Raw genomic sequence first — 1,031 nt, forward strand, 5'->3', positions numbered from 1 at the left:
GAGAAATCAAACAAACAATGTCTTTAAAGTTAAAAGACAAAAATCAAAACTATTTATTACAATTTTATGTATCTTCGGACTGCTATTTTCCTATAGCTGTCAGTGTAAGAACAATGTCAGCGACCCAACGGGCGGCGATAATGGAGGCAAGGGAGACGATAGCGGTGAAATCATAAGAACGAACGGCGGAGCGGTTTCTGGCAGTTATCAAATTGTAGTGGCAAGCGCAGGAGATACCGTAAGCACTACAGCAACGGTAAAATTCCTAAACGCTACGGGAACATTGACGGCTATTGCGGATGTGGACGCTTCGGCAAGCACGGGTTTAGCGGTTGGCGATTTCGACTACACGGGAACGACTTTGACTTTTAAGAAGGACACAACGGATGCAAGCAAATACGATGCAACGACATTGGCTAAAGTGAGTTGGGCTGGAACGGAAACCAAGAAAGTGAAAGCGACTTTTTCATTAACTCCAACATCGACCAATGTAGATTTGACGACTACAACGCAAGATGTAGAAATTGAAATCAAGAAAATACAAAAACTTGACGATAGCACATCAGATGCTATTCAAAGTATTCTTCGGAAAGGCACTCGTATTGGGAATACAATAAGTCAGGTTGGTGGGGATAAAAAATTTGAGTTTTTATTTAAGAACGGAACATATAATGCAACAGATAAAACTTTTACAATTGAAAATGCGACTACGGATAATTTAGATATAAGTAAACCCAGAGTAAAAGACTATGCAGATTACAATTTTACTAATGCATTAAATCCTCATGGCTTAGCAGGAGTAAGGGTTGAAGGCGAAGAAGCAGGAGGAGGAACGAGCGATACTTATTATACTTTAACCTATAATGTTACTTTCAGCCAAGATTTTGAAACTGAAATAACTCAAATTAAATTAAAACTTGATAATAAATCAACAAGCATTAAATTTGTAGAGGAAAGAAATTAAGCTAATTAAATTTGAAGATAATATGATTTAAGTTAATAAGATTTTTAAGAGTTAAACCGAATTTATT

The 1,031-nt window shown here is 36.8% G+C and carries 1 protein-coding gene; it reads left to right on the forward strand.

What is annotated here, in order from left to right:
• The coding region (locus tag EZH24_RS14360) for a hypothetical protein (RefSeq protein ID WP_201798600.1) at positions 1 to 964 on the forward strand (964 nt) is incomplete at its 5' end.
• Positions 965 to 1,031 lie beyond the last annotated feature (67 nt).

This window comes from Brachyspira catarrhinii (genome assembly GCF_005518285.1).
Taxonomy (GTDB): Bacteria; Spirochaetota; Brachyspiria; order Brachyspirales; family Brachyspiraceae; genus Brachyspira; species Brachyspira catarrhinii.